The organism is Psychrobacter fjordensis (assembly GCF_904845995.1).
In the GTDB taxonomy this organism is placed as follows: Bacteria; Pseudomonadota; Gammaproteobacteria; order Pseudomonadales; family Moraxellaceae; genus Psychrobacter; species Psychrobacter fjordensis.
In genome coordinates, this window is the sequence record NZ_CAJGYP010000002.1 from 1,273,834 (window position 1) to 1,296,503 (window position 22,670).

At 42.1% G+C, this 22,670-nt stretch carries 16 protein-coding genes, 2 tRNA genes and 2 pseudogenes; 14 read left to right on the forward strand and 6 right to left on the reverse strand.

Annotation, left to right across the window (positions count from 1 at the left end):
• Positions 1–46: 46 nt before the first annotated feature.
• A complete protein-coding gene (locus tag JMW61_RS13640; protein ID WP_201551895.1) occupies positions 47–1,387 on the reverse strand; it encodes a short-chain fatty acid transporter in 1,341 nt (446 codons plus the stop codon).
• Positions 1,388–1,798: 411 nt separating this feature from the next.
• Between JMW61_RS13640 and JMW61_RS13645 the strand changes: the two genes are divergently transcribed.
• Together JMW61_RS13645 and metG are read left to right on the forward strand one after the other, a co-directional pair.
• Positions 1,799–3,214 carry a GntP family permease gene (locus tag JMW61_RS13645; protein ID WP_197102770.1) on the forward strand — a complete coding sequence of 472 codons (1,416 nt, stop codon included), beginning with the start codon at positions 1,799–1,801 and terminating at the stop codon, positions 3,212–3,214.
• Between the two features lie 311 nt (positions 3,215–3,525).
• Complete coding sequence (metG, locus tag JMW61_RS13650) at positions 3,526–5,631, forward strand: methionine--tRNA ligase (protein ID WP_201551896.1); 2,106 nt, start codon at positions 3,526–3,528, stop codon at positions 5,629–5,631.
• Between the two features lie 88 nt (positions 5,632–5,719).
• Here metG and JMW61_RS13655 read toward each other — a convergent pair whose 3' ends face one another.
• Positions 5,720–6,121 carry a hypothetical protein gene (locus JMW61_RS13655; RefSeq protein WP_194197092.1) on the reverse strand — a complete coding sequence of 134 codons (402 nt, stop codon included), beginning with the start codon at positions 6,119–6,121 and terminating at the stop codon, positions 5,720–5,722.
• 544 nt (positions 6,122–6,665) lie between these two features.
• Between JMW61_RS13655 and JMW61_RS13660 the strand changes: the two genes are divergently transcribed.
• The 5 genes and pseudogenes from JMW61_RS13660 to JMW61_RS13680 all read left to right on the forward strand — a co-directional run.
• Positions 6,666–7,712 (forward strand): ABC transporter substrate-binding protein, encoded by a 1,047-nt coding sequence (locus tag JMW61_RS13660; RefSeq protein ID WP_194197091.1) that lies wholly within the window; start codon positions 6,666–6,668, stop codon positions 7,710–7,712.
• 107 nt (positions 7,713–7,819) lie between these two features.
• The gene (locus tag JMW61_RS13665; protein ID WP_197132217.1) at positions 7,820–8,857 is read left to right on the forward strand and encodes an ABC transporter substrate-binding protein; all 1,038 of its coding nucleotides are present in this window, start codon (positions 7,820–7,822) and stop codon (positions 8,855–8,857) included.
• A gap of 356 nt (positions 8,858–9,213) precedes the next feature.
• A complete protein-coding gene (locus JMW61_RS13670) occupies positions 9,214–10,113 on the forward strand; it encodes an ABC transporter permease (protein WP_194197089.1) in 900 nt (299 codons plus the stop codon).
• 31 nt (positions 10,114–10,144) lie between these two features.
• On the forward strand, positions 10,145–10,939 hold the full coding sequence (locus JMW61_RS13675) for an ABC transporter ATP-binding protein (RefSeq protein WP_201551897.1): 795 nt from the start codon (positions 10,145–10,147) through the stop codon (positions 10,937–10,939).
• A gap of 91 nt (positions 10,940–11,030) precedes the next feature.
• Positions 11,031–11,219, forward strand: a pseudogene (locus tag JMW61_RS13680) (hypothetical protein); the annotation flags it as partial.
• Positions 11,220–11,246: 27 nt separating this feature from the next.
• Here the strand turns inward: JMW61_RS13680 and JMW61_RS13685 are convergent.
• Together JMW61_RS13685 and JMW61_RS13690 are read right to left on the reverse strand one after the other, a co-directional pair.
• Positions 11,247–11,642: a VOC family protein gene (locus JMW61_RS13685; RefSeq protein ID WP_197102753.1), complete on the reverse strand. Its 396-nt coding sequence runs from the start codon at positions 11,640–11,642 to the stop codon at positions 11,247–11,249.
• Between the two features lie 270 nt (positions 11,643–11,912).
• On the reverse strand, positions 11,913–12,521 hold the full coding sequence (locus tag JMW61_RS13690; protein WP_201551898.1) for a LysE family translocator: 609 nt from the start codon (positions 12,519–12,521) through the stop codon (positions 11,913–11,915).
• Between the two features lie 147 nt (positions 12,522–12,668).
• Here JMW61_RS13690 and JMW61_RS13695 point away from each other — a divergent pair, with 147 nt between their 5' ends.
• From JMW61_RS13695 to JMW61_RS13720, 7 genes are all read left to right on the forward strand, one after another.
• Entirely contained in the window at positions 12,669–13,559 is an 891-nt protein-coding gene (locus tag JMW61_RS13695; protein ID WP_201551899.1) for a LysR family transcriptional regulator, read from the forward strand.
• A gap of 417 nt (positions 13,560–13,976) precedes the next feature.
• Positions 13,977–16,325 (forward strand): FdhF/YdeP family oxidoreductase, encoded by a 2,349-nt coding sequence (locus tag JMW61_RS13700; protein ID WP_201551900.1) that lies wholly within the window; start codon positions 13,977–13,979, stop codon positions 16,323–16,325.
• 22 nt (positions 16,326–16,347) lie between these two features.
• A complete protein-coding gene (locus JMW61_RS13705) occupies positions 16,348–17,379 on the forward strand; it encodes a formate dehydrogenase accessory sulfurtransferase FdhD (protein WP_227687476.1) in 1,032 nt (343 codons plus the stop codon).
• 938 nt (positions 17,380–18,317) lie between these two features.
• Positions 18,318–19,958, forward strand: coding sequence for a sodium:solute symporter family protein (locus JMW61_RS13710; protein ID WP_201551964.1), 1,641 nt, complete (start codon positions 18,318–18,320; stop codon positions 19,956–19,958).
• A 107-nt stretch (positions 19,959–20,065) separates the two neighbouring features.
• On the forward strand, positions 20,066–20,200 hold the full coding sequence (locus tag JMW61_RS14310; RefSeq protein ID WP_220034714.1) for a putative transporter small subunit: 135 nt from the start codon (positions 20,066–20,068) through the stop codon (positions 20,198–20,200).
• A gap of 188 nt (positions 20,201–20,388) precedes the next feature.
• Positions 20,389–20,462, forward strand: a tRNA-Cys gene (locus tag JMW61_RS13715).
• A gap of 124 nt (positions 20,463–20,586) precedes the next feature.
• Positions 20,587–20,673, forward strand: a tRNA-Leu gene (locus JMW61_RS13720).
• Positions 20,674–21,044: 371 nt separating this feature from the next.
• On the opposite strand, the gene JMW61_RS13725 is transcribed toward JMW61_RS13720, so the two are convergent.
• The gene (locus tag JMW61_RS13725) at positions 21,045–21,794 is read right to left on the reverse strand and encodes a DUF6708 domain-containing protein (protein ID WP_201551901.1); all 750 of its coding nucleotides are present in this window, start codon (positions 21,792–21,794) and stop codon (positions 21,045–21,047) included.
• A gap of 347 nt (positions 21,795–22,141) precedes the next feature.
• Positions 22,142–22,670 (reverse strand): annotated as a pseudogene (locus JMW61_RS13730) (hypothetical protein); the annotation flags it as partial.

Here is a 22,670-nt window from a genome sequence, read left to right on the forward strand (position 1 = left end):
GGCTGCCGCGTGTAGATGTATATCTAATACTTTTATAGTGGAATGACTATACCACTAGCCAAAACACACCCATGATAATAGCACCAGATACTGCCAGTACGATCAGGCAATAGCCCATAATGGCTCGCGCATCCAAACCTGCGATACCTAGCAATGGCAAGGCCCAAAACGGCTGAATCATGTTAGTCCACGCATCGCCCCATGCAATCGCCATCGCAGTAATTGCTGGATTCACACCCAGCTCAATGCCAGCAGGAATCATAACAGGACCCTGTACCGCAAACTGTCCACCGCCCGATGGTACAAAGACGTTGACCAGACCCGCACTCAAAAAAGCAAAGATTGGGAAACTGTCGGCGGAAGCTGAATTGACGAAAAATTCGGTCACCTGCGTACTGATAGAAATCCCATCAGCATTCGCACCAGTCATGATGCCCATGATACCGCCGTAGAACGGGAACAGTAGCACAATACCTGTGATGCCACCTATCCCTGAGTGCACGGCACGATAATAACGCTCTAACGTGCCATGCGATAGCAACCCTATAAACAAAAATAGCCCAATAACGATGTTGAGCCCGAGGTTAAAACCTTTACTACCAAACTCGCTGATATAGTACATCAGCGCCAAGGCCAATAGGATAACAGCAATAATACGGCTGTCATCTAGTTTTTGTGCCGGCGTGTCTCTCTGAGGCGCGACATACACTTCTTGTTTGATCAATTTGGGATCGATAACCGTAGGGTTTTTGGGATGCATAAAGCGATTAACGAGTGGCAAAATAATGATAAGCAAACCTACTAGCAACAAGTTATAGCCTGCAAATACCGTCTGTGACAGAGGTACTGCTTCAGTCATGGTATTGCCTGATAACGTCAGCAACGTATCACCGCCAGAGCTGAGTGTGAGCGGTATCGATCCTGAAAAACCACCATGCCAAATTACAAAACCAGAATACGCGGCCGCGACCAGCAAAGGATAATCGACATTAGCCACTTTCTTTGCCAAGGCTTTCGCAAAGATAGCCCCGATGATAAGACCAAACCCCCAGTTTATCCATGAACCGACTAGCCCAACCAAGGTCGATACGATAATAGCGGTCGTAGGAGAATGCACTCTACTGGCAAGGTTGTCTAACAAACGCTGAATGAATGGTGCGCTGGCAAATGCGTAGCCTGTCACTAGGACCAATGCCATTTGCATGGCAAAGCTATGTAATGACCATAATCCATTGCCCCAGTGCCCTGCCATAGCAATCATATCTTGGCCAGTAATAGCCAGTCCCACCGCAAACGCGATGAGGGTCAACACGATCGAAAATACGAATGGGGATGGTAGATAGCGGTTGACTAACTGCACGCTCATATTGGTGATGGCACTAAACATATTCACATTCCTTGTAAATTTAATGTTTGGTTGTAAAAATTATAGTTAGAGCTATGTTGAACGATTATCATATTTGAGAGTAATTACTGTTTACTGCACCTAATAAATGGAAAACATTGTATTTTATATTATCATCCATAACAATACATTTTATATCGCTATATCATGCGTGAAACACTTGTGCTAACTTAACATATTATTTTCGTAGCGACTAGAAAATAACAGTCAGCGCATGTGAGTCAACGCTGTGCAGTATATAGATCGGTAAGATATTAATGATGGATAGCGCATGAGTCTAGATTTATGTTTGATAAAACAGACGAAATAGACCTGTTTTGATTAATTTTATTGACCTATATGGATAAGCACGGCATACTCGCTGCCTTATTTTTTTTGCCAAGGAGGGCCATCATGTTTAGTACGCTTGCTATTGTCATTACCTTATTGTTACTCATGTTTTTTGCTTATCGCGGTTATTCTGTGCTGATCTTAGCACCGATTATGGCGACATTAGCCGTATTTCTTTCAGGTGACTTTTTAAGCAGTATTCCCGCCTATACCGATGTCTTCATGGGTGCTTTGAGTGGATTTTTACTTAAGTTCTTCCCTATTTTCTTATTGGGTGCGCTCTTTGGGCGTTTGATGGCAGACTCTGGTGCAGCGACAGCGATTGCCAATACTGTGGTCGAAAAGCTTGGTGCTAGCAAAGCCATTTTAGCCGTTATCTTAGTCTGTGCTATTTTGACCTATGGCGGTGTGTCATTATTTGTCGTGGCATTTGCTATTTATCCAATCGCCAAAGACTTGTTCAAAGCTGCCGATATTCCTAAGCGCTTGATACCAGCAGCGATTGCTTTAGGCTCATTCACCTTTACGATGACAGCATTGCCAGGTACGCCTGCCATTCAGAATGCCATTCCAATTCCTTATTACAATACCAACGTATTTGCCGCGCCTATTTTGGGTATTATCGGTGGTCTGGTTATGTTTATTGGTGGTTGGTTGTGGTTGCAGTCACGAGCCAGAAAGGCCAATGCAGCGGGTGAAGGCTATGGTCAGCATGATGAAGAAGATGTGGGTGGTATCAGTTCAACTGCAAAAGAAACTGAAGCATTAAACACGCATCACACCTCATTTACCGTTGCGATGATTCCATTAATATTGGTCATCGGTTTAAACGCTGTATTGACGTACGCTATCTTTCCATCGATGGACTTTAGCGCTCTACAGGCGCAGTTTCCTGACTTAAATATCGCAGGCTCACTCGGATTATGGTCAATTATTCTCTCATTGGTTGTGGCTTGCGTGGTGTTAATCTTGCTACGTATTGGACATTGGAACAATCTACAAAAAACCATTAACCGTGGTACTTACGACTCTATGTTGCCGATTTTTAACACGGCATCGGAAGTAGGCTATGGTGCGGTCATCGCCTCGTTGGCAGGCTTCCTTATCATTCGTGATAGCATCTTGAACCTAAGCCCTGAAAACCCACTCATCTCAGAAGCGGTCGCTATGACTACGCTGGCGGGTATTACCGGTTCATCGTCTGGTGGTTTGAGTATTGCTCTATCCACTTTGGGTGAAGACTATCTCAGAATGGCCGTCAATGCTGGTATCGATCCAGAGCTGATGCATCGAGTCGCTGTCATGGCAGCCGGTGGTTTGGATACCTTGCCACATAGTGGTGCGGTTATTACCTTACTAGCGATTTGTGGTCTGACCCACAAGCAGTCATATCTAAACGTTGCCATGGTCACAATGGCTATTCCACTGGTGGCGGTCGTCACTGTTATCACTTTAGGTACTATGTTTGGTTCGTTTTAACTTTTAATAATAAAATCTAAACAACTGTACCTAATCAAAAACCCACTTAGAGATTGCTCGGTGGGTTTTTTATGGCCAGTTGATAACTACTCAATTCGATGCAAGCCTATTGTTTATGGTTAGTAGATGCCTGACGAATGAGAAGTAATTACCAAGGAATATCACAAATTTAGCCGAATTACGGTATCATAGGCACACTTTTTAAATTTTCATTATTTTTGGAAGTTTTTAGCATTGATAACATCGCGTCCAATAGCCATAAGCTGCTTAAGACGTTTGATAACTAACCCGTTTATATAAAAATATAGGTGATGAAAGTGCGTGAGATTCTAGTAACCAGTGCGCTGCCCTACGCCAATGGCTATATCCATTTGGGGCATCTTGTAGAATATATTCAGACAGACATTTGGGTACGTGCGATGAAAGCGCAAGGCCATCAGGTCACTTATGTCTGCGCAGATGATGCACACGGTACCGCCATCATGCTGAAAGCAGAAGCCAATGGCGTTACACCAGAAGAACAGATTGCGTCAGTGAAAGCATCACATGAAGCTGATTTTTCTAAGTTTTTGATTAATTTTGATAATTATCACTCTACTCACTCAGAAGAGAATAAAGAATTTTCTGAGCTTATTTATCGTCGTCTTAGTAGCGCTGGACACATCAGCACTAAAGACGTTGAACAGTTATTCGATCCTGAAAAGCAGTTATTTTTAGCCGATCGCTTTGTCAAAGGCACCTGTCCTGAATGTGATAGCCCAGACCAATATGGTGATAACTGTGAAGTATGCGGCACCACATACAATGCCACCGAACTTAAAAATCCACAGTCTACGCTGTCTGGGTCAACACCTGTACTCAAAACCTCTAAGCATTATTTCTTTAATTTGCCAGAGTTTGAGCAATTCTTAAAAGACTGGACACGCAGTGACAACCGTTTGCAAACGTCAGTGGCCAATAAATTGCAAGAGTGGTTTGAGGCAGGCTTAGCGACTTGGGACATCTCACGCGATGCGCCTTATTTTGGCTTTCAAATTCCAGATACCCCAAGCGATGAGCCAGATAAATACTTTTATGTATGGCTAGATGCACCAGTCGGCTACATGGCAAGTTTTAAAAACCTATGCGACAAACGTGCAGGTACAGAGCAAGCGCTTGATTTTGACCGCTATTGGGCACAAGAAAACGAGCACAAAACTGAGGTTTACCACTTCATTGGTAAAGACATCGTTTACTTCCATGCGTTGTTTTGGCCGGCGATGCTAGCTGGTAGTGAGTATCGTACACCAACAGGTGTCTTTGCCCACGGCTTCTTGATGGTCAATGGCGAGAAGATGAGTAAGTCACGCGGTACCTTTATCAAGGCCGAAACTTACGCTGAGCATTTACACCCTGAGTACCTGCGCTATTACTTCGCCAGTAAACTGTCTGACAAAGTCGAAGATATCAATCTAGATTTAGAGGACTTTATGCAAAAGGTCAACTCTGACTTGGTTGGTAAAGTCGTCAATATCGCCAGTCGCAGTGCAGGATTTTTGGTGAAGAAATACGACGGCATGCTTTCAGAAGTTTGCGCAGAGCCAGAACTGTTAGAAGACATCACCAAAACGGGCGATGAGATTGCTGCTGCCTATGAAAACCGCGAATTCTCACGTGCCATGCGCTTAATCATGCAGTGTGCAGATAAAGCCAATGAGTATATTGATGAGAAAAAACCATGGTCGCTTGCTAAACAAGAAGGCACTGAACAAGAAGTTCAAGACGTCTGCTCGGTTGCGATTAATATTTTCCGTCAATTGATGGTCTACCTTGCACCTGTACTACCTGAGCTGACCAATAATGCCAGAGAATTCTTAAACATTGACAGCTTAGATTTTGCTAGCCGTAATCAGTGGTTACTTGGGCATAAAATCAACAAGTTCAAACCACTAATGCAGCGTATCGAAGAAAAAGATATTGAAGCTATGGTTGAAGACTCAAAAGCCTCTCTTGCACAAGTAGACGCTCCAGCACCAGCTGCCATCACAAACAACAAGCCAGCAGCGAAAAATGCAGCACCAGAAGCCAATGCAAACGCTGAGCAAGCTGACTATATTGGTATCGAAGACTTTGCCAAAGTTGAGATGAAAGTGGCACACGTCTTAGCCTGTAACCACGTCGAAGGCGCGGACAAGCTCTTACAGTTTACGCTAGATGTTGGCGAAGAAAAACCACGCAACGTGTTTAGCGGTATTCGTAAGTTTTATGAGCCTGAGCAATTGGTCGATAAAAAGGTCATTTGTGTGACCAATCTTGCCCCGCGTAAGATGAAATTTGGCATCTCAGAAGGTATGGTGCTATCAACTGGTGAGCCAAAGACGGGCTTGACTGTTGTTACCTTACCGGATGCTTGTGTCGTTGGTGACGTATTAGCTTAACGGTTATTTTTAGTGTTAAAAAATAAAAAAGATGCCCTAGCGGCATCTTTTTTTATGGTTGATTTATTAAATGAATAAAAACCACGCCTTACCTATTCAAAATATCAATGATCTGCAACGTATCACTAATCACCGTCACAATATTATTTTCTGGCGTACGAATACGAACGTAGCGATCGTTATAACGGTCTAAAATGACTGAACGATCATAATTCCTTCTATCAATCTTGCCGACCACTCTATAACCGTATCTATCGATATCACGCTTAAATGAGGCGTTAGGGCTAGCATTGCGATAAGCATTAATATTTGGGTGGGCTTTGCCATTATGCTTATAGTTTTTACTGATATGGGCAGAATTACCCTTTGCGTTTCCATGTCCATTACCGTGCCCGTTTCCATGACCATCTTTTGCCACAGCCGGCAAGCAAATCAAGGAGGTGGCAGTAATACCCGCGATGGTTAATAGTTTGAGATTAGCAGTGTTCATAATGTTACCTTCATAATGGTGCTTTCATAATGTTGCTTGCAGAATATTCGTTTAGACAATATCAAGTAGAGACCAGCGTGAGTTCTATATTCGCCACGTCAGCGCAATAGTAATGTGAATTTTAGACTTACTATCATTCTCGTATCAGAAAATTCTCTTATAAAAATCAGCTTACGTTAATTATGAAGGCAGTCCGTAATAGATGCGTTGCTAGCTTGTAAGCTTTTTGATGGTGACTTTACTGAATAAGATAGCCAACCTACTCCTTATTAGCACCGATGACGAACACGACTGAATTTTTTATTGCGATAACTTACATTACTGTCATAATATGAACATAATGATCGATGGAACGATTACTTTATTGTTAGCCTGCTATTTTGGCATCAACATAGCATTGACTCGGCTAACCTGCATTTTCCAATATCATGTTCAAAACCCAAGCATAACGAAGATGATTAAGGTCTCTTATAAATAGACTGAACACATCTAACGATATGTACTTGGTTTTTACGATTGATATAACCTATGAGTTAACCTAATAATGACTATTGCTTCTACCTTACGCTTAAGCCTATACGGTGCTGCTATCAGCGCCACTCTCGGACTGATCGGCTGCTCAAACGCTACAGACACTGCTGCAACTGATGACAGTGCCACTGCTGATGCTAGCAAGCCCGCCAAAACATTGGCCATTACGCAAATTGTTGAACACCCTTCGTTAGATGAGATGCGCCGCGGTATCATAGATGAGCTGGCTGACAACGGTTATGTCGAAGGCCAAAATCTAACGATTAACTTCCAGAGCGCTCAAGGAAACACAGCGACAGCGGGTCAGATTGCCAAGCAATTCGCAGGAGACAACCCAGATGCCATCGTGGCCATCTCAACGCCTTCTGCTCAATCAATCGTGGCTTCAACTAAAACCGTTCCTGTCATCTATACCGCTATCTCAGATCCTGTCGCGGCAAAGCTTATCGACGCAAACGCTGTGCCTATCCAATCTAATGTGACAGGCTTGTCTAGCGAGTTGCCTATCGAGCCGCAATTAGACAACATTCAGAAAATTGCGCCTAATGCTAAGACCATTGGTTACGTTTATAGCCCAGGTGAAGTCAACTCTGTATCGGTACTCAACCAACTGAAAAAAGCAGCGCCCGCGCGTGGCCTTAAAATATTAGAAGTCACTGCCAATCGCCCAACGGACGTTGCTATGGCAACGCGTAGCTTATCTGGTCGTGCTGATATTATTTATACTTCTTTAGACAACAATGTCGTCTCTGCCTTTGAAGCGATGGCAGGTGCTGCCAATGAGCTTGATATTCCCGTCATTGCTTCAGACGAGTTTAGTGTGAGACGCGGTGCTACTGCGGCGCTTGGTGTCAATGACTATGACTTTGGTCGTACTACAGGCAAAATGGTGTATCGAGTATTAAGTGGCGAAGCCGTCAATACGATCAAGCCCGAAGTCATGAATACGTTAACCTTATATGCCAGCCCAAAACATGCAGCTGAGCAAGGCGTGAGCTTGACCGATGAGCTGCTAAAAAATGCCATCAATGTCGACAAAGAAGCAAAGAGTGCTAAATAAGTAATCGTTACCTATCTAAGGCGTTTTATCAATATAAGAACCGCTAGCAATCATGTTTATTTATTAAATAATGTACGGACACATTATTATTTTCAGGAGTGAGACCCATGTTGTATCAAAATCGTTTTGGTCATTTCAATTTTAGTAAGGCGCTATTATTAGGCGGTGTTTGTACCGCTCTATTGACTGGTTGTAATCAGTCAGCACAAGATACTGGTAGTACTGACAGCGCCACTGGCGATGCCGCAACAGAGATGAAAAACGTCGCTATTACGGCTATTGTTGAGCATCCCGCGCTTGATGACGTACGCAAAGGTGTCATCGATGAGCTAAATGAGGCCGGCTTTAAAGACGGTGAAAACTTAACCGTTAATTTCCAAAGCGCACAGGGCAACACTGCTACTGCAGGGCAGATTGCTAAGCAATTCGTTGCAGACAACTCAGATGTTATCGTTGCCATTGGTACGCCATCAGCACAATCGGTTGCAGCTGCTACCAGCACTATTCCTTTGGTATTCTCTGCCGTGACCGACCCAGTAGAAGCCAAATTGGTATCAAAGCTTGATGGTTCTGGCACCAATGTAACTGGCGGCTCTGATGCGCTCCCTTACGAGCCACAAATTGCCTTGATGCGCCAAATTATTCCAAGCTTGAAAAATGTAGGTTATGTTTATAGCCCAGGTGAAGTGAACTCTACTATTATCCTAAAAAATCTAAAAGAAAAGCTGACACCAATGGGCATCACTGTACATGAAGCCCCTGCCCAACGCAGTACCGACATCGCGATGGCTGCACGTAGCCTCGAAGGTAAAGTTGATATGATTTACACATCAACCGATAATAACGTGGTATCTGCTTACGAGTCACTGTTCCAAGTCGCTAAAGAAAGTAAAATTCCGCTGATTGCTTCAGACACCAGTTCTGTTGCACGCGGTGCCATTGCTGCATTGGGCGTTGACTATTATGCACTTGGCCGCGAAACAGGTAAAATTGTGGTGCGTATTTTGAACGGTGAAAAGGCAGGCGATATCCCTGTTTATACGCCGCAAGCACTTGATTTGTATGTCAGTCCAAAAAATGCCACAGCTGAAGGCATCACATTGCCACAAGCAGTTATCGATAAAGCAAAAGAAGTGGTAGAATAGCGCCCTCTGAATGTAAGCATCACGTTAAACGATTATATTGATGGTTTAATCATAGATTGTTGCTTATATTTACTGCTATTATTTCAGTATAAAAATGACCCAGCTACTGGTATATGAGCTGGGTTATTTTTAATGTGATATAAGCATTAAAACCGAATTTCGAACCAAGGTATTTTATGCTCATTCCTCATAGGAAGATGTTTTGGTTTACCCTAACCGCAGATTGCTTAATCTGTTAAATTCACCGCTTAGCCGTTTGGGTTATATAGGCTTATAGGCAGCATGCTTCATACCTTTGCTGTTTTTTGCTTGTGATAATAATCGCTAAACGCTTGATGATAACCGACTAATATCTTATGTCCTTAATTGCTTTTTTTGGTGCGCTTGAAAGCGGTCTAATTTATGGCCTTGTTGCACTTGGCGTACTGATTTCATTTCGTACGCTCGACTTTCCTGACTTGACCGCTGACGGTAGCTTTCCGCTAGGTGGCGCAGTCGCTGGTATATCCATCATCGCTGGTATCAACCCATGGTTGGCCTGTGCCTTTGGTATGCTAGCAGGCTCCGTCGCTGGTATCGTTACTGCATGGTTGCATGTCAAACTTGGCATACTGCAATTACTTGCCAGTATCTTAGTCATGGTTGCCCTATATTCTATCAATTTACGTATTATGGGGGCGCCAAACTTACCACTATTGGGCGAAACCACGGTATTTAGTACCTTGGTGACCGATGGTAATGGCTATTGGATGCGCTGTTTGATTATTGGTATGGTTGTGATACTTGCCATGCTGTTTTTAAACTGGTTTTATAGTACCGAAACTGGTCTTTCGATGCGTGCGACTGGCTCGAACCTAAGAATGGCGCAGGCTCAAGGTATTAATACCTCATGGATGACCATCGTTGGTATGGCAGTGTCTAACGGTTTGATCGCTTTAGCGGGTGCTTTGTTTGTTCAGACTCAGGGCGGCGCAGATATCTCGATCGGTATCGGTACGATTGTCATTGGTCTAGCAGCGGTCATCATCGGTGAAACCATAATTCCGGCCAAGCGCATTTGGCTGATTACTTTTGCTGTGGTCGTTGGTGCTGTGCTGTACAAGCTATTTATTCAGGTCGCCCTATCGAGTGATACGCTGCGTAGTATTGGCTTTGGCCCGCAGGATTTGAACTTGATTACAGCGCTACTCGTCGTATTTGCCTTGGTATTGCCAAAAGCTAAAAATAAATTTTTAAGTCGTAAAGTTCGAGCTTAATGTCAATGTGCAACCATAAGGAAGAATTATTATGATGCAAGCTACAGATTTGCGGTTGACCTTTAATCCTGGAACGCCCATTGAAAACCCTGCACTACGCGGTATCAATTTAAACATTGCAGATGGTGAGTTTGTGACTGTCATCGGTACTAATGGTGCTGGTAAGTCGACCTTTCTAAACGCAGTCAGTGGTACCACGCGCGTCGATAGTGGCTCAATCCTGTTAAACGGTATTGATGTCACCAAAAAGACTGCGCATCAACGTGCTCATTGGGTTGCTCGTGTGTTTCAAGACCCAATGGCAGGAACTTGTGAAGCGCTCACTATCGAAGAAAATATGGCGCTTGCTTATAAGCGCGGCGGCAAGCGTGGTTTGAGCTTTGCGCTAAACCCAAATAACCGAGACTTGTTTAGAGAGAAACTCTCAGTCCTAAAGCTTGGACTAGAGAATCGACTGACTGACCGTATGGGACTGTTGTCTGGTGGTCAACGACAAGCTGTCAGTCTGCTTATGGCATCATTGCAACCGTCTAAAATTCTATTACTAGATGAGCATACAGCGGCACTTGATCCAAAGACAGCTGCTTTTGTCTTAGAGTTGACCGATAAGATTGTAACGGACAACAAGCTGACAACGATGATGGTCACGCACTCGATGCAACAAGCACTGGCGCATGGCACACGTACCGTTATGTTGCATCAAGGTCAAGTCGTACTAGATGTCGCTGGTGATGCTCGCAAAGGCATGACTGTACATGACTTGCTCAATATGTTTGAGCAAACTCGTGGCGAAAAAGTCGAAGATGACAGCTTGATTTTGAGCTAATCCGCAAAACAGCTGCATTTGAATGCTAAATAAAAAACGCCTGTTAAATGGGCGTGTTGAACATTATGAGCAAAAAAATAGCAAACGAGTAATTTTTAAGTTCTCACACAAAAAAGACGTCGTTTGCTATGCCTTTCTCAAAGAGCAATACTGGACAAGACTAAGGTCTATATTACTAGAGCTTAATATCTATAACACAGGGAATCTTAGACAAACGGTCGAAGGTGTACTGTATCGTATGCGTGTCGGCTATCCTTGGCGTGATCTACCCTCCTCATTTTTAATCATCATAGTCATTATATAAATTTTATAAAGAATGACAAACGACTTCAATCTTGTTCCCTGAAGGATCAATTAGGAAAGCGGCATAGTAACCCTCATGATACTCAGCTCGAAGTCCTGGCTGCCCAGCGTCATATCCACCATTAGCAATGCCTTGAACATGAAAGGAATCAACTCTATCTCTCTTATCGACTTGAAAACACCAATGGTTAGCATGGTTACGAGTGAAGTCTTGTGCCTCAAAGATAGTCAGATAGCTATTATGATGAGCAGCTGGCGTGTTCCGAACGCCGTATTTTAAAGCCTCGGCTGAACCCTCTACTTTCTTAGCACCTAAAATAGGCATAATAGCATCGTAAAATTTTTCAGCATTATTTAAGTTGGCAACCGATAGTGAGATATGATCAATTTGTAGCGTCATGAAAGTTCAACCTTAAAGTTATTAGAGTGTTAGGGTGTGTTATCAATTAGCACATTAATACATTATTTATCTACAATTTTTCTTATTTTAAGCCTCATAATCTAATCGATGACACACCCTAGGTGATTTAAGAATAAATAGAGACACTTCTCTACTTTGCGCAAAAGCTTTTAATACCTATCAGCCGCAATGCTTACATTAATTTCCATATCTCCGGAACTAAACCCCTTTCCATATCGATAAAGGTAACTTTATTCATATTTAATTCCTTTAGTTTAAGTTTGCAAAGAGCAAGAACACACCTAATAGACCTAATATAAAACCAATGACACGATTAATTGCGACTTGCTGCTTTAGCATTTTTTCTCTTAGCGTCCGTTGAGAGAACAATAAAGCCACCAAGGCGAACCATATGAAGTGAGCCACAGACATAAACAATCCATAACCGATTAAAATAGATTTTGGGGTACTGGCGCTAACAATCTGCGTATACGTGCTAATGACAAACAATGTAGTTTTGGGATTCAAAGCATTGGTAAAAAAACCATAGCGCAATGCTTGTCCGGAACTGATGCGCGCAGAAGCGCCGACGTCATGTACAGGCTTTTGTGTGAATGTCTTATAACCAATATAAATAAGATAAAGTGCACCAAGATATTTTATGATTGTCAAAAAATTTGGCGCAAGTTTCATTACAATCGCAACAGCTACTAACGTATAAGTCACGTGTACTAAGACACCTAGCGCTATACCAATAGACGTTAGCACACCGACTGAACGCCCGTATAGGTAGCTATTCTTAGTAACAATAGCGAAATCAGCCCCAGGACTAATCACAGCAAGAATGGTAATCATGATAACGGTAAAAAATTCTGTCATGTAATGAACTCTATAAAGAAAATACCAATATATAAAGAGTTTTATCTTTATATTAGTCTTTTCATATTATTAATTTAAGTGCATTCTCCTACATTTACAGATAAACTAAAATTGAGTTTATTACATCATCATCTATGAGATTTTGGCATGATAGAAAAAATATCGTTGAATTCATTAAGGTTCTTTTACTACGTTGCAGAGCATAATAGTGTGACGCTTGCTTCTCAGAAACTGTTTGTGACACAAAGTGCAGTAAGTAAACAGATTAAGAATTTGGAAGATGCTTTAGGTGTATCTTTGTTTAACCGAGTCAATAAGAAACTGGTGCTCACAGCCAATGGCAATCTACTTTTTTCTTGTTGCCAGCAAGTTTTTGCAAAATTAGATGACTGTCTTGTAGATCTAACGAGACAAGATCATCGAAAAAAGCAACTGGTACTCTCCTGTGAACCCACTATCTCAATGAAATGGTTGATACCGCGTTTGGCTGAATTTAATTCATTAAATTATGGGTTTGAAATTGTATTACTAACGGATGGTGGAACAGTAGACTTTCAAGGGAAATCTATTGATATTGCTTTGCGCAGAAATGATTTTGAATGGGACAAAAATATATTTCATGAGAAAATTATTGAAGAATACATAGTCGCTGTCCGCAACCCTAGAACTGAACCAACGAACACCCTATTACTGACTTCTTCTCGACCAAATTTTTGGCATCATATAAATAAATCCAAGTTAGTCAGTAGCGAGATTTTATCGTACGAGACCATGGTGTTAGAGCACTTTTACTTATGTATTGAAGGATGCTTAGCTGGTTTGGGAACCGCTATTGTTTCAATATTTATGGTGGAAAAAGAACTTTCGCATCACTTTTTAGAATTAATCCATCCTCCAATGGCAGACAGCTCGTCTTATCATTTATTGTCTTATCACCCTTTTTACGAAGATGAGAGAAAGGTGGTGTTTAAAAACTGGCTGAAAAAAGAGATGCTGAATAGCAAGATACAGTTTATGCAAACTTTGCAGTGCGTATAGAAATTATATCGTGATATTTCGACAATACTTGCATTTTGTTATAAGTAAAAATATATATTGAGTAAGATGAACAGCCCCAACTTTATCGGAGACTTAATATTCTGAGAAAATTGACTATATTAGATCCAACCCTCTTCGAAAAGCTGCTCGGTATTACGCACTTTATAGGTTTAGGCTATAGAACGCCAAGACAGATGTGGTTTGACTTTTATTGTCAGGCTATGTAACTAAAATCTCCCAAGTGAATGTCTACAGATTTGACAGCATAGGTCACTTATCAACCTTTGAGAACACTCAATCCTCTCAAAGGTTTTTTGTTATCTATAGTTACTGATTCTACAAATTTCTCGCTCATCATTATATAGTTGTCGTCTATAACAACAACTTATCCATCACCATTTATCTATGAGGTTTGTCATGCGCAAAATTCCTGTCTACTCCCACCCTGCTGCTGGTTGGCCTGCGCTGTTTTCCTCTACTCGTAAACTGATGGACTATCAAACTTTTTTGCGTGGCAGTGTCAGCGTATTCAAAAGCAACCAACCTCAAGGCGGGTTTGATTGCCCAGGTTGTGCTTGGCCTGACCACAAGTCACACAAAGCCATCGACGTCTGTGAAAATGGTATCAAGGTCATCGCTAGTGAAACCATGACCAAAAAAGCAGATGCCCAGTTCTTTGCACGACACACCGTCACTGAACTACAAGGGTGGACAGGCTATGAGCTAGAGCACAGTGGCCGCTTATCAGAGCCGCTATATTATGATGCCGCACAAGACCGCTATGTAGCGATCTCTTGGGAGATGGCTTACCAACGTATCGCTGAACAATTCAAACAGCTGAGCTCGCCAGATGAGGCGCTCTTTTACACCTCAGGCCGTGTCACCAACGAGCCAGCCTTTATGTATCAGCTGTTCGTACGCTGTTTCGGTACTAATAACCTACCTGATTGCTCAAACATGTGTCACGAGCCAACCTCGGTCATGCTAGGTAAGCAGTTAGGTATTGGTAAAGCAACGGTCAAGTTAGAAGATTTTGAGCAAGCCAAACTTATCCTGATGTTTGGACAAAATCCAGCAACCAATCATCCACGAATGCTTGAGATGCTCGCCCATGCTCACGAGCAAGGATGTCGAATTATTTCTATCAATCCCATGCGCGAACAAGGTCTGAGTAAATTTAGAAACCCACAAAAACCCACACATATGGCAGCAGGTCAAAGCAATGACATGGTCGATGAAGTGGTTCAACTTCAGATCGGTGGCGATGCGGCGTTATTGACAGGTATCGCCAAATGGCTGATTGAAAACGATAAGATCAACCACGATTTCATTACTACTCATACATCAGGTTTTGAGCCAATTAAGCAATGGCTGACAGAGCAGTCATGGGCAGATATCGAGCTCGGTTGCGGTATTCTAGAAACAGACATTATAAATCTCGCCGAGCTAGTTGCTGCTAGTCCTGCAACCATTTGCACATGGGGTATGGGCATCACTCAGCATGTGCAAGGTGATGACAATGTCGCGATGATTACCAACTTATTATTACTAATGGGCATGATTGGTATTGATGGCGCAGGCGCATCTCCTGTTCGTGGGCACTCTAACGTACAGGGTGATCGCACCATGGGTATCCATGAACGCCCTAGCAAAAGCTTGCTAGACAGTCTTGAACGCGTCTTTGAGCACCCTATGCCACAAGAGCATGGTTATGACGTTGTTACTGGTGCCAAAGCCCTTATCGCTGGTAAATTAAAAATCTTTATGGGAATGGGTGGTAATTACGCTGTGGCAGCCCCTGATACCACCGCCATTGAACAAGCTCTTACCACGACTCAGCTTAATATATTCGTAGGCACTAAGCTAAATGAAACCATGCTATATCCAGGCGCAAACAATCTAATCTTGCCGTGTTTAGGCCGTACTGAACGCATCGTGACTGCTAAAGGTGAGCAGTTTGCGACCATCGAAGATTCGATGTGTCAGGTAGTACCCACTCAAGGCACGCTCAAACCTGTCAGTGATACCTTAAAGTCTGAATCACAGATTGTGGCAGACATAGCCACTCATGTGCTTGGCCCTGACTCTACCATTCCTTGGCAAGCGATGAGCGAGGATTTTGACATCGTTCGTGACTATGTTGCTCAAGCTATCAATGGCTTTGAAGATTTTAATCATCGCATTCGCACTACTGAACGTGGCTTTCATTTGTATCATGCTGCTCGCCATCGCGTATGGAACACTGATAGTGGTAAAGCACAGTTCGAAGTACCAAAATACCCAATTACTTATGTCGCCGCACAAATGGCAGAAACTACATCAGTTCTTGAAGACAATGCGAGAAAAAATGGCAGTGATGTTGACGATCAAAACGATGGACAAAAGATTTGGCAATTGACCAGTGTTCGTAGTCATGACCAATTTAATACGATGATTTTTGGTTATAACGATCGCTATCGTCAGGCCAATCGCCGTGATGTTTTGTTTATGCATCCCGATGAAATCAGCCGCCTAGGCTGGCACGCAGGTGATAGTGTCATGGTATCTCGACAAGGCAACCCAAATGATACTAGCCAGCCGCGTACACTAGGGCCCCTGGTATTGACTGAAATGGATATTGCCTCTAATGCCGTTGCTGCCTATTACCCTGAATGTAATGACTTATTTGACTTAGACACGCATGCGCCCGATTCACACATACCAGCGTATAAATCAACGACGGTTGTCTTACAACGGGTCAATGCAAGCGTCGCTGAGTCAGTATAGTAAGTGGGAAGTAGATCGTAAAATGATGACAACTGAAACCTATATTAAAGAGAATGAGCGCACCAGTGAAAAGCATAAAAGCAATGTGTTTGAAAGCATAAATACATTGACGCCACTAGTACGTACCCATTTATCAGAAAAGCATTACTATTCATCCGTTAGCAACAATGATGACAATACTTCTCAGGTACGTATTGATCGCCAACCAGCCAGTCTCGCCGTAGAGGCTGCTGTTGCCATCATTATCAATGGTATTCACTATGCGGTACTGATGGCTAGCCCGCATCAGCTAGAATACTTAGCTGTTGGGTTTTTATTTAGCGAAGGCTTGATCCAACACAGCCATGAATTGCTTGATTGGGACGTCACTCAGCTAACCGATACCGCAAGCTACCAACCCTTTACTCAAGAATCAGCTGATCAAGGTCTGGAATCAGAAAGTGTTGAAGCAGAAAGCCTTGAGCAAACCTTACAGCAGCTACAGGACTATGATATTTATATCGTGGAACTAATCTTAAACCAACGCTGCCATCAGCGTATCCAAGCACAGAAACGTCAGCTCGCAGGGCGCACAGGTTGCGGCATGTGCGGTATCACTGGATTGGCACAAGCTCTGCCTGATTTGAGTAGTTACGCCCAAGATAATGTATCAAACGGCTCAAATAAAAAATCCGCAACGCCGAGTCTAGATTCCTTATTAGAAATGCGACAACAAGTCGATGCCACACAGCACACGCACCAACTAACAGGCGCCGTACATGCAGCGGCAACGATGCATCAGCAGCAATTATATCTATTCGAAGATGTAGGACGTCATAATGCCCTCGATAAACTGATCGGCTGGCAACTGCGTCAGAAGGTCGATGTCGACTGTGTGCTAATGACCTCACGTCTGTCAATTGAACTGGTACAAAAATCCATCCGTGGTCGCATACCTTGGCTAGTTGGCATGTCTGCGCCTACCAGTACAGCGGTACGTGTCGCTGAGCGTTATGGATTGGGATTAGCAGGGTTCTTACGTAACGATAGAGTGACCTACTACTCAGGCACTTGATCCATCATCACGTGTTCTGTAATAAAGGCTAATTCATAGAACTAATGAATAGAAATCACCTTAAATTTACTCATATTAGCTTTTCGTAACAACTCTCAATACCACCCCTTTTACTAAACCTAGACTATCTATTGATGGCTTACCTTGGGCGTTCCGACGCTCAAGTATAGGCCGTGTCTATATTTTAAAGATATTAATAAAAATTAGATAAGTTGCCATCAAACGAGAAAAACAGCGCAGATAATAACTAGATTTCTGACGTTGTTTGGCTAGATTTAGCTACTTTTAGCCCATTTAAATGGTAAGCAATTGAATTGAGAAAATGCTCTATTAATCTCGCATAACATTTGAGGTTGACGACATAATAGGTTACCCTAACCGCACGAACATGTTACATACACTTAACAGACCTGTAGTTTTATTTGTTAATACCAAGTTCACTGTGCTGATTATTCACAAAGCACTGGATTTGGTATTTAAATTACAGGTGATGCATCAATGCGATAGTTGAGTAAAAATCTCTTAACTATTGCTTATTACAGCTGATAAGGCTGTCTAAACCGAGCTCAGGTCATGCCCTCATGGCTTAGTGCTCATTCGTAATTCTGCTATAGACGCTCATCATATGAGCTTTCTTTAGCACTCAGCTACCTTTGTGTATGCCTATTAATAGCGTCATGGTTTATCCATGAACTGACGCCTATTGAGAGTAGCCCCTGTCGTTTTGATTTAACACGATGTGAGTCATAAAACAGCGGCACGACACTTAGTACTTGCTCAACACTACAGTTGGTATTTTTGCTATTTACATCAGCCACATACATCCGGTATGAGGGCTTTTTAGGCTATGTCGTATGCTCAATAGTTTGGAATAGATAATTTTAATAAACTTTATTTACTTAAAACAATTGCGAGGTATAAGTTTGAAAACTGAGTCATTGTTCCAATTTTCATCATTAACCATTATTTTATTACTACTAGCTTTTTATGGCGGTACTTACCTGCTTTCTTTGTTGATAAAAAAGGACAAAGAAACAACTTCTGGGTTTATGGTCGCAGGCCACGGTGTTGGCTTTGGTATGGGTGCGGCTAGTATGACCGCCACTTGGATTTGGGCTGCTTCATTTTATGCTGCTGCTACCTCTGGCTATAAATACGGCGTGTCAGGACCGATACATTATGGGTTTTGGGGCGCGTTGATGATTTTATTCATCTATCCTTTTGGTATGCGCTTTCGTGAGCTTGCCCCCAATGGTCATACATTAGGCGAACTCATCCATGCCCGCCATGGTTCATCAAGCCAATTAATTTTAGCAATATCCAATATTATGGGCAGCTTAATTAGCTTGATGGTCAACTTTACTGCCGCTGGAGCATTGGTGTCAGTATTGTCACCATTATCGTTCCAAACCGGTGTGATGATCGCGGGTATCGGGGTATTGAGTTATACGTTGACGTCAGGCTTCCGTGCATCTGTGTTTACCGATTTCGCCCAATTGGTCGCGTTGATGGCCATTGGTGTTGTCATTATCCCAGCGGTACTATTTGCGATGGGTGGGCCTGAAGTCATGGTTGAAGGACTATCAAATCTGACATTGGAGCAGCAAGACTTTTTCTCTTCTGAAGCCTTCTTTCAGCAAGGTGCGCCCTATTTCGTTGCGGTATTGGCCTATGCGATCGGCAACCAGACCATTACCCAACGATTATTTGCGATTGATAAAACTAAGATCAAGGCCACCTTTGTCACAGCCACCGTAGGCTACGCTGGTATCGTCATTGGCTTAGGTATGATTGGATTGATGGCTGTTACCATTGGTATCGAACCACTTGATGGCAATATGAATAACCTGATTCCACAGATGGTGAGCACTTATCTGCATCCCGTATTTATCGCCTTATTCTTTATCTTAGTGATTGGCTCATTGTCATCCACTGCTGACTCAGACTTATCAGCACTATCGACAATTATGATGGCTGATGTCTATGGTAAAAACATCGCCAAAAAAGGTCATATTAAACCAAAAACCATGATGCTTGTCGGTCGTGGCACGATGATTGTCGCGACGGCAGCTGGATTGATTTTTGCCAGCTTTAAACTAGACATTTTAGTGATGCTAGTCTTCGTTGGCGCATTATGGGGGGCGATCGTCTTTCCTGTCATTGCCAGTGTCTTCTGGAATCGCGTGACCAATACTGCTTTCACCTCAGCCGTCATCATCGGACTTCTTCTATTCTGTGTTGTACGCTTTGAATTACTACCGATTACAGGTTTCACTGCCCTATTCTTCGAGATATTGGCCAGTGTCGGTGGTGCTGTCGTGATTGGTCTGATGGTCTTTGGATTCTTAGGTCGTAAGATAGGCATGGGAGCCGCTGCTATCACGCTCGTACTGATGCTAATCTTTGCCACTGGCTTCTTACGTCAATATATGGTTCTACTGGCCTCACTGACCGCTTATGGCGCTAGTACTATCGTCTGTGTGATAGTCAGCCTGATGGGTAACGAACATTTTGATTTTGACTTAATCAAGCAGCGTGTGGGTGACTACGATAATAAGCCTGATACACCACAAATTTAAATTGTCTTAACTGAAATTATTTGATGTAAACAACGGTTGGTCAGTTTGTCATAGCGTCATCAAACTGATCATCCGATGACTATTAAAAGAGACTATAAGGAGATAGTATGGATAACGTCTTTATCTACGGCTCATATATTTTGATTTGGCCAGTGATTACGTTAGGGGTGCTGATATTAATTTGCACCGCAACTTATCGTGATATTAAAAAAGCAAAACGTGATAACAAGGATATCGTTTAGCGTCTCATCGCCATTATTTTTAGAAAACATCACTGAGCACTAGCTTGGTGATAGCATCTTAAAGCCTATTAATCGTATAAATAACTCTAAATTAGGGTTATTTATAGATAAGGTAGTAAATAACCTGTTTTTAATGAAAAAATCACTTGTAATTTATTATATTTTTGCTAATATAGGCCACCTTGATTGGCTGGATGGCAGAGTGGTCATGCAGCGGACTGCAACTCCGTTAACGCCGGTTCGATTCCGACTCCAGCCTCCAATTATTTATTAGCTTTACGTTAATTTAAGCTTGCATTATTATCATAATTGACTATAATAGCGAGCAATTATCTAGTAACTAGATGGTCTATCAGCTAGCTTACATATTAGATAAAACAAGTTTTGCCCGGGTGGTGAAATTGGTAGACACAAGGGATTTAAAATCCCTCGCTAGCAATAGCGTGCCGGTTCAAGTCCGGCTCCGGGTACCATTACATTAAAAGGCTTCCAAGCAATTGGAAGCCTTTTTCTTATGCCTTAATATTTCTTATTGAACTGAATCTCTTCTTTAAACGCCCACTTCCTATATAGCCTGATAGTAAAAATTTCATCTATATCTTTTTAGAACCACGCTTCTGTACATATCATAGGCTACTAGCAGTAGATTCTATTGTCTTGTGTTTGCATGGTAGAGTCAGTAAGTAAGCATTCATACAAATAATAGTGTATCGGTTTTAAAGTTATCAAATTATAGTTTGAGTCCATTACTTAAAATCAGTATTGATTTCATGGGTCTTCTAGACAAACTCCCTACTTATATTATTTACTCTTCAAATCAGGGACTGTAGTAGATAACTACTAGCTAAGCATTATAAGCCACTACCGCCCATACAAATAAACCAACGTTAATCGCGATCGCCACTATCCATCTGATATTCACTTGCCAGTTTTTACCTTGAAATGCCCTCTTAGCTTCTGGCGTGATGGGCTGAATGGGATACGGGTTATCTTGACCGTCCCATGTCAGTAACTTATGCACATCGGGATGTAGAATCGCTCGTTTGACGCATTGATAATGACTGCCGTGAAATAAGTTCCCTAAAGCATAAAGTGAGCCTATAGCCAGCATGGCAACAACGGTGTCTCCAGTATGTTTCGTATTTATAGAACCCTCTCTTCGATAGATAATGTCGCTACAGGCAAATAATGATTTGCTAGTATCAGTAGGATAAGCCTGACATAACTTTGAATCTATCGGTAGCGCTTCACTCGGGCTTTCCATATAGGTGCGAATAAATGCCCATTGCACTCTTGGATTGACGTTATAGTCCTCTAACTTTAGATGATGGGTGATATCGCCTGTCTCAGGATCAGCGACATAAAGATTAAGGGGTGTATACGCCCGATTGCCTTTGTCTTGATGGAGGTCTGGATGGACGTCCTTGTAGTCTACTATTTTCAGCTCATAAGGCTGTCTGATTTTCCATAGCGGACGGTAGTAGTAAGCTATTTTTTGCTGCTGCTTTAAAAAGTAGTATTGGGTGCGAAACGGTTTCTTGGTAATGAATTGATAGAGGATTAGGACTAAAGGTGTGCAAAATACTATAAACATAAAAATGCCCAGTATTATGAACGATACAGTAAAACCAGATAACACGAAATCCTTATTTAATATGAACAGGAAGATAAAAGTGACAGAAAACATAAAAGAAGAAAAATAAACCCATCCAATAGCAAAATAAAAATACCAGAAATAAGCAGGAAAAAAGGTAAGATAATCGGGATTTATATTATGGATTTCTCTATTAAGATAGTCGACATCACTTTCATTATCGTTAAGTAGCGTCTTATCTATAGGCTGACTGTATGGACGCGCCAAAGGGTTGTTAAGCTCACTAATATGGGTAGCGAAGTCATCGCGTAATTGCATTCACAGCCTTCTTATTTTTATTTAAGCAATCACACTAAATGAAACCAATACAGCAGCTTATAGGTCAACCCTGTGTCATATCCCTTAATTGCCCCTATCATGTCAATAAAAAATGCAAAAACGAATAACATGATGATACCGAATAAAATAAGCGCGAGACTAAAGACTAGCTTTTTCCAAATGGGTTGATTGGCATCTTCAATATTGCCTTCGGGCAAGTTTTTGTTTAAGTCATACGGATCGTTAGGATCTATCTGACATTCAGCTTCAATCTCAGGGCTAAACTTAGGGGTGATGCTAGTGTTGATAGATAGTAAACGTCCCAGGTAACGTAGCCATGTAGGAATTAAAATAGCTGCTGTACCGATATCTGGCTCAAAAGCTTGTTTTGAATACTCAAGATTATCATATGGATTCAATAAATCGATAAAAGTTCTCTGAAAAGATTCTAACGGATTTTCACGATTTTTGTGTACAGGATGAATATAGCGTATAGCATTTTTGACCTCTTCAATTTGCTTATCATTACCTTCCATATATCGACGAACAAACTCGAAA

Bases quoted from the DNA above. Each gene is read 5' to 3' on its own strand.
- JMW61_RS13640 (WP_201551895.1), bottom strand. From the start codon at position 1,387: ATGTTTAGTGCCATCACCAATATGAGCGTGCAGTTAGTCAACCGCTAT.
- JMW61_RS13645 (WP_197102770.1), top strand. From the start codon at position 1,799: ATGTTTAGTACGCTTGCTATTGTCATTACCTTATTGTTACTCATGTTT.
- metG (WP_201551896.1), top strand. From the start codon at position 3,526: ATGAAAGTGCGTGAGATTCTAGTAACCAGTGCGCTGCCCTACGCCAAT.
- JMW61_RS13655 (WP_194197092.1), bottom strand. From the start codon at position 6,121: ATGAACACTGCTAATCTCAAACTATTAACCATCGCGGGTATTACTGCC.
- JMW61_RS13660 (WP_194197091.1), top strand. From the start codon at position 6,666: ATGACTATTGCTTCTACCTTACGCTTAAGCCTATACGGTGCTGCTATC.
- JMW61_RS13665 (WP_197132217.1), top strand. From the start codon at position 7,820: ATGTTGTATCAAAATCGTTTTGGTCATTTCAATTTTAGTAAGGCGCTA.
- JMW61_RS13670 (WP_194197089.1), top strand. From the start codon at position 9,214: ATGTCCTTAATTGCTTTTTTTGGTGCGCTTGAAAGCGGTCTAATTTAT.
- JMW61_RS13675 (WP_201551897.1), top strand. From the start codon at position 10,145: ATGATGCAAGCTACAGATTTGCGGTTGACCTTTAATCCTGGAACGCCC.
- JMW61_RS13685 (WP_197102753.1), bottom strand. From the start codon at position 11,642: ATGACGCTACAAATTGATCATATCTCACTATCGGTTGCCAACTTAAAT.
- JMW61_RS13690 (WP_201551898.1), bottom strand. From the start codon at position 12,521: ATGACAGAATTTTTTACCGTTATCATGATTACCATTCTTGCTGTGATT.
- JMW61_RS13695 (WP_201551899.1), top strand. From the start codon at position 12,669: ATGATAGAAAAAATATCGTTGAATTCATTAAGGTTCTTTTACTACGTT.
- JMW61_RS13700 (WP_201551900.1), top strand. From the start codon at position 13,977: ATGCGCAAAATTCCTGTCTACTCCCACCCTGCTGCTGGTTGGCCTGCG.
- JMW61_RS13705 (WP_227687476.1), top strand. From the start codon at position 16,348: ATGATGACAACTGAAACCTATATTAAAGAGAATGAGCGCACCAGTGAA.
- JMW61_RS14310 (WP_220034714.1), top strand. From the start codon at position 20,066: ATGGATAACGTCTTTATCTACGGCTCATATATTTTGATTTGGCCAGTG.
- JMW61_RS13725 (WP_201551901.1), bottom strand. From the start codon at position 21,794: ATGTTTATAGTATTTTGCACACCTTTAGTCCTAATCCTCTATCAATTC.